The sequence below is a fragment of the Micromonospora sp. AB353 genome (genome assembly GCF_049538395.1).
GTDB lineage: Bacteria > Actinomycetota > Actinomycetes > Mycobacteriales > Micromonosporaceae > Micromonospora > Micromonospora aurantiaca.
Genome location: NZ_JBMVFV010000146.1, coordinates 1 through 6,618, shown reverse-complemented (window position 1 = coordinate 6,618; position 6,618 = coordinate 1). Strand labels below are relative to the sequence as shown.

Below are 6,618 nucleotides of genomic sequence, written 5' to 3'. Positions count from 1 at the left end.
CGCCGGCCGCCGCGCGCCGCGCCACCTCCCGGCCGGTGACCGGGTCACCGCCGGTGAGCGCGTACGCGGCGGACAGCCCGGTGCCGGAGGCGATCGCCTCCAGGTGCCCGTACCGGCCGCAGCCGCAGCGCAGCCGGTGCGCGCCCGGGACCGGCAGGTGCCCGAGCTGGCCGGCCGCGCCCCGGGCGCCGCCCTCGACCCGCCCGTCGTTGACGATCGCGCCGCCCAGCCCGGTGCCGACGGCGGCCAGCAGCACGTGCCTCCGGCCCCGTCCGGCGCCGGCCCAGCACTCGCCGAGCGCCGCCGCGGCGACGTCGTTGGTGACGCGCACCGGCCGGCCCAGCCGCGCGGCCAGCTCGTCGGCGACCGCGGTGCCGGCCCATCCGGGCAGGCTGTCGGTGGCGTACCTGATGGCGCCGGTCGCCGGGTCGACGGTGCCCGCGGTGCCCACTCCGACCGGCCCGGGGCCGGCGGCGGCGAGCAGGTCCGCGGCCAGGCCGGCGGCGGTGTCCAGCACCGCGGCCGGCCCGCCGCGCGCGGGGGTGGGCGCCTCGCGGCGGCCGAGCACCCGCGCGCCGGGACCGACGAGGGCGGCGGCGGTCTTGGTGCCGCCGATGTCGATCCCGACGACCGGCTCGGTCATCCCTTCAGACCGGTGTGCGCGAGGCCCTCGACGAACTGCTTCTGCGCGATGACGAACACCGCCAGCACCGGCAGCGCGGTCATCGACGCCGCCGCGAGCTGGACGTCCCACATCGGACCGCCGTACGCGTCGACGAACTGGGTGAGCGCCTGCGGCAGGGTGAACTTGTCCGGCGAGGAGAGGAACACGATCGGTTCCAGGTAGAGGTTCCAGCTGTGCAGGAACGTGAAGATGGCCACCGCGCCGAGCGCGGGCCGGGACAGCGGCAGCGCGATCTTCCAGAACGTGGCGAAGCGTCCCAGCCCGTCGACCCGCGCCGCCTCCTCCAGCTCACCGGGGAGGCTGATGAAGAACTGCCGCATGATGAACGTCGCCAGCACGCTCGGCGCCCCGAAGATCGGCACCAGGATCAGCGGCCAGTGGGTGTCGATCAGGTCGAGCTTGAAGAACATCTGGAACAGCGGCACGATCGTCACCTCGCTCGGGATGAGCAGGCCCGCGAGGACGACCAGGAACAGCACGTTCTGTCCCCGGAACCGGATCCGCGCGAACGCGTACCCGGCCAGCGACGCCACGGCCAGCGTGCCGACGGTGACCAGCAGCGCGATGTAGAGGCTGTTCAGGTACTGCTGCCCGAACGGCTGCAGCTCGAACACCCGCCGGTACGCGTCCAGCCGCGGATCGGTCGGCAGCAGCTGCGGCGGGAAGGAGAAGATGTCCGCCACCGGCTTCAGCGACGAGGTGACCATCCACCAGGTGGGGAACACGAACGGGACGGCCAGGACCATCAGCACCCCGTAGAGCACCAGCTTGGTCCGCCGGGACAGGTCACGATTCATGGAAGACCCACCTCTTGCGCATCTGCCACTGCAGCACTGTCAGCGCGAGCACGATGACGAACAGCAGGATCGACAGCGTGGCGCCGTAGCCGAAGTGATGGAACTGGAAGGCCTGCTGGTAGAGGTAGTAGACGAGCACCGTGGTCGAGGTGCCGGGCCCACCCTGGGTGAGCACCGCGATCTGCGCGAAGACCTGCAGCGAGCCGACCACCGTGATGATCGACGTGAGCATGATCGTCGGGCTGATCAGGGGCACGGTGATCCGCCAGAACTGGCGCATCCGGCTCGCGCCGTCCACCTCGGCGGCCTCGTACAGGTCGGCCGGCACGCCCTGGAGGGCGGCCAGGAACAGCACCATGTTCAGGCCGACGTTCTTGAACACCTGCACGACGATCACCGACAGCATCGCCGTGCCCTCGCCGCGCAGCCAGTTGGGGCCGTCGACGCCGATCGTGTCGAGCAGGCCGTTGATGCCGCCGTTGTCCTGCAGCAGGAAGCCCCAGACGATGGTCCACGCGACCAGCGAGACCACCACGGGGGAGAAGAACAGGGTGCGGAACACGATGGTCCCGCGCAGCCTCTGGTTGAGCAGGACGGCCAGCAGCAACGCCAGGCCGAGGTTGAACACGACCAGGCCGACCGAGAACAGGCCGGTCGACCGCAGCACCGGGCCCAGGTTGGGGTCGTCGGCCAGCGCGGCGTAGTTGTCGGTGCCGATGTAGTCGAAGCTGCCGGCCAGCACGTTCCACTCGTGCAGGCTGTACCAGACCACGAGGACCAGCGGCAGGATCACGAAGACCACGCTGCCGAGCAGCTGCGGGGTGATGAACAGGTATCCGGTGAGCTGGTCCCGGCGGCGGGTGGTCCAGAACGGCCGGGCCCGGCCCGGGGCGGGCCCGGCAGCAGCCGGGCCCACCCTGGTGTCCGTCTGGTTCATGATCTTCGGCCCTACTTCGCCAGCAGCGGCTGGATCTTGGAGCAGACGCCGTCGAGTACGCCCTTGACGTCCGCGTCCGCCTTCCACAGCGGGTCGAGCGCGGCGCGCACCTGCTGGCTCAGCTCGGCCTGCCCGGAGTGGCTGGGCTTGACGGTGCCGTTGGTGATGCCGTCGATGACGACCTTCTGCAGCTGCTCCGGCTTGAGCTTCGGGTTCGTCTTCGCCAGCGTCTCGGCGGTCAGCTGGGACTGCCGCGGCGGCGGGAAGAACTGGGCCAGCTTCGCCGAGTTGGTGGGGTTGGTGAAGAAGGCCAGGAAGTCGGCGGCCTGCTCGGCGTGCGGGCTCTTCTTCATCACGCCGATGCCAGCCTGGCCGACCACCGCGTACGGGCCCTTCGGGCCGGCCGGCAGCGGGACCAGGTCCCAGTCGAAGCCGTTCTCCTTCAGCAGGGAGGCGCGGGAGATCTGGGTGACGGTCATGGCGGCGTCACCGGCGAAGAAGTCGGCGGTCGTGCCCGGACCGGGCAGCGCCTTGCCGGTGAAGATCGCCTTGTGCAGCGTGGTCATCGCCTCGACCATCTCCGGGCTGTTGAACCCGCAGCTGCGGCCGTCCTCGCTCCACGCCTGGGCGCCCCAGCCGGTCCAGAACGTGGCCAGGTTGTCCCAGCCCTTGTAGTCGAAGTCGCGGACCACGAGCCCGGCCTTGCCCGACTTCGCGGCGGTGGCACCGGCCGCGGCGAGCGCGGTGTCCCAGTTCCACTGCCCGGCCGCGATCAGCTCGGCCGGGGTCTTCTGCCCGGCCTTCTTGAGCATGTCGTTGTTGACGAACACGCCGAACGGCGAGGTCGAGAACGGGTACGCGAAGAGCTTCCCGTCGTTCTGCCAGAGCTTCAGCGTGGCGGGGGACAGGTCGTCGTACTGGTAGCCGTCGGCCTTCTTCAACGTGTCGTCGAGCGGGCTCAGCGCGCCGGAGGCGACGAAGTCCGGAGCCGAGTTCTCGAAGATCCACGCGAGGTCCGGCGCGTTGCCGCCGGCGATCTGCGTGGTAAGCGTCGTGGTGTAGTTCTCGAACGGCAGCGGGTCGAACTTGATCTCCGCGACGTCCGGGTTGTTCTTGCGGTACTCGTCGGCGATCTCGTTGAACAGCTTGAGGTGCGCCTCGTTCGCCGACCAGACGGTCATCCGCAGGCTCGCCGGACCGTCGTCCTTGGCGTCGCCGCCACCGCCGCAGGCGGTCAGGGCGAGCACACCCGTCATGGTCGCCGCGACCAGGCCGGACAGTCTTCCGTATCTCACTTTCTTCTCCTCACCGGGGGTTCAGTAGCCCGCGATCTGCGGCCAGCGGCATTCCACGCCGGCGGCCGAGATGCGGTCCGTGAATTCGGCCAGCAGGCGGGGGGTGCCGCGGACCGCGCGCGGGGACTCGCCCCGCGCAAGGCAGAAGTCGGCCAGCAGGCCGGCGACCTCACCGACGTTCCACTCGACCGGGTGCAGTCGGTAGCTGCCGTTGGTGATGTGCGTGGTACCGATGTTCTTGCCGGCCGGCAGCAGGTTCTCCATCCGCTGCGGGATGAGCGCGCCGAGCGGGATCTCGAACGGGCAGGATCCGACGTCGATGTAGTTGTCGCCGCCGGTCGACGGGTGCAGGTCGATGCGGTACATGCCGACACCGATCGAGTCGGCGTAGCTCACCGCGCCGTGCTCGCCGCGTACCGCCAGGGAGAGATCCTGCTCGACCACCGTGTACTCGGCGCGGATGCGGCGCGACTCCCGGATGTAGGGCGCCTGCGCCAGCCCGTCGGGGCTGCCGGTCACGTCGCCGCGCAGCCGCAGCCCCGGGTAGCCGGTGCCACCGTCGGCGCGGGGCGCCTCGGTCTGCAGCCAGTACAGGACGGAGTACGACAGTTCGCGCGCCTGGGACAGGTGCCAGGACGCGTTCGGCACGTCGATGACCGGGCCCTCGAAGTAGTCGATCATCGGCCAGTTGACGAGCGTGATGTCGCTGCCGTACGCGCCGTCGACGAAGTTGCGCCGCGCCGCGATGCGCCGGAACGTCCACAGGTTGCCGTCGCCCGGGTTGAGCCGCTGGTCGGCGTTGACGCCCAGCGGGTCGTCGTCCGGGTTCGGCGTGAAGCTGCGCTCCACGATCTCCAGCGTGCGCGGGTGCGGCGACCGCCAGGACAGCAGCCGGTCGCCCCAGAAGTCCGGCTTGTAGTCGCGCCAGAAGTCGTACCCGGCGGGCCGGTCGATGGTGTGGTCGCCGTCGACGTGGTCGAGTGCGAAGCAGACGGACACCGCCTGCATGTTCAGCGGCTGCGCCTGCGCGGGCGCGCTCGGCTCACCGGTCTGCGCCTGCGACTCGAACCCGGTCACGTACTCGGTGCCGGTCAGCGGCAGCAGCTCACCGGTCTCGGTGGCGTCCAGGACGTACGGCGCCTCCACCTCGATCCGCTCGTCGCGGTCCCGGTGGGCGAGCGTGACGCCGGTGACCCGGTCGCCGTCGGTCTCGGCCGCGACCGGCCGGTACGGCTGCAACACCGTCAGCCGCCCGGACCCCCGGTACGGCGCGAGCATCTGCTCCAGGACCGCGACCGCCACCCGGGGCTCGTGGCAGAGCCGGCTCACCCAGCCCGCGCCCGGGTTCAGGTCGGTCCACGCCCGGGACCGCTCGGTCAGCGGGTAGTGGCGGCGGTAGTAGTCGCGGATGCCGTCGCGCAACTCCCGGTAGCTCGCGGTGGCGCCGAACTGCTCGATCCAGGAGTGCTCGTCCGGCGGGACCGCCTGGCTGGTGAGCTGCCCGCCGAGCCAGTCGAACTCCTCGGTCAGGATGACGGACCGGCCGGCACGGGCCGCGGCCAGTGCCGCGGCGACACCGCCCAGTCCGCCCCCGACGACGAGGACGTCCGCACGCATTAGTACCACTTGCTTCCTTCCAGTTGCGCGGCCGGGCGTGTCAGCGCCGGTCGGCCGCCGATCCAGGGACGCCGAGGGTGTCGCCCTCGACGAGTTCGCAGGGCAGGAGCCGTTGCTGGAGGCCGCCGGCGCTGCCGTCGATGACGCCGGTCAGCACCTCGACGGCTTGGCGGCCCATCTCCTCGCGCGGGATGCGGAACCCGGTGAACGTGATGTCCGTGGGCACCGGGACGGTCGGGTCGCCGAGCGTCACGACGGACAGGTCACCGGGCACCGTCAGCCCCTTGCGGCGGGCGGACGCCTCCAGCGCCACGGCGGTGGCGAAGTCCTCCACGAAGACGACGGTGCTGCCGTCGGCCCGCAGGTCGTCCACAGTGGCGTCGGCGGTCTCCGCGGTCGCGGTGATCTGGCGGGCGCTGTCCGCGCCGGTCGCGCCGGCGTGGAAACCGCTGCGCCGGTCGTGCGAGGACTCCGCCGAGGTGCCCATGCCCACGTACGTCAGGCGCCGGTGTCCCAGCTCCATCGCCCGCTCGGCCAGCCGGTGGACGGCGCTGGCGTAGTCGGCGCCGACGTAGGGCACCGGGCCGCCGGCGTCGTCGCGGCGTCCGACGGCGACGTAGGGGAAGCCGTCGCGGTTGAGCCGGAGCAGCTCCGCGCCGTCGATCTCCCGGCCGAGCAGGATGCAGCCGTCGGCCAGCCGCAGCCGGTTGTCCTGGTGGAAGATGCGCCGCCGGCCGTCCACCACCGGGGCGCTGGTGAACAGCAGCAGGTCGCAGCCGACCCGTTCGGCGTACTCCTCGATGCCGAGCAGGAACGGGTGGAAGAAGTCTCGGCTGCCGCTGGGGAAGGCCGGCTCGTAGGTGAAGACGCCGATGATCCGGTTGAACCCGGAGGCGAGGCGGCGGGCGGCCGGGTCGGCGGCGTATCCCGTCTCGGCGATGACCTGCAAGACCCGGTCCCGTGTCTCCGGCGCGATCCGGACGTCGGCGTCGGTGCGGTTGTTGAGCACCAGCGACACGGTCGCCTGGCTGACGCCGGCCATGCGCGCGATGTCACGCTGGGTGACACGCCTGGGGGGAGGGGTCACGTCGGTCCTTCCACTTCCGCTAATGCGTATTAGCGATCGGGTCGGGATGGAGCCTCTCTGCTCTCCCGGCGTCCTGTCAAGGGGTGGCCGGAAGATTTCCGTTCGATGAACTCCCTGATGTAATGCGGATTAGCAACCGCGTCCGCCGCCGTCCGGCGGTTGTTCGGGCGGAATCTTGACAGGGGGCGACCGGGCGCGCG

General features: G+C 71.0%; 6 protein-coding genes. All 6 read right to left on the bottom strand.

The features are described 5' to 3' along the window. Nucleotides 1-643 (bottom strand): ROK family protein (locus ACPCK6_RS29050; RefSeq protein WP_423482795.1); only part of this gene is annotated, 643 nt, incomplete at its 3' end. Further along, a complete protein-coding gene (locus tag ACPCK6_RS29045; protein WP_013475968.1) occupies nt 640-1,482 on the bottom strand; it encodes a carbohydrate ABC transporter permease in 843 nt (280 codons plus the stop codon). The genes ACPCK6_RS29050 and ACPCK6_RS29045, both read right to left, overlap by 4 nt. Next, nucleotides 1,472-2,419 (bottom strand): carbohydrate ABC transporter permease, encoded by a 948-nt coding sequence (locus ACPCK6_RS29040; RefSeq protein ID WP_396882911.1) that lies wholly within the window; start codon nt 2,417-2,419, stop codon nt 1,472-1,474. Before ACPCK6_RS29040 ends, ACPCK6_RS29045 begins: the two co-directional genes overlap by 11 nt. A gap of 11 nt (nt 2,420-2,430) precedes the next feature. Further along, nucleotides 2,431-3,714 (bottom strand): ABC transporter substrate-binding protein, encoded by a 1,284-nt coding sequence (locus ACPCK6_RS29035; protein ID WP_269697287.1) that lies wholly within the window; start codon nt 3,712-3,714, stop codon nt 2,431-2,433. A gap of 21 nt (nt 3,715-3,735) precedes the next feature. Beyond that, a complete protein-coding gene (locus ACPCK6_RS29030; protein WP_423482794.1) occupies nt 3,736-5,331 on the bottom strand; it encodes an FAD-dependent oxidoreductase in 1,596 nt (531 codons plus the stop codon). A 40-nt stretch (nt 5,332-5,371) separates the two neighbouring features. Further along, nucleotides 5,372-6,418 carry a LacI family DNA-binding transcriptional regulator gene (locus ACPCK6_RS29025; RefSeq protein ID WP_396882914.1) on the bottom strand — a complete coding sequence of 349 codons (1,047 nt, stop codon included), beginning with the start codon at nt 6,416-6,418 and terminating at the stop codon, nt 5,372-5,374. Between the last annotated feature and the right edge of the window lie 200 nt (nt 6,419-6,618).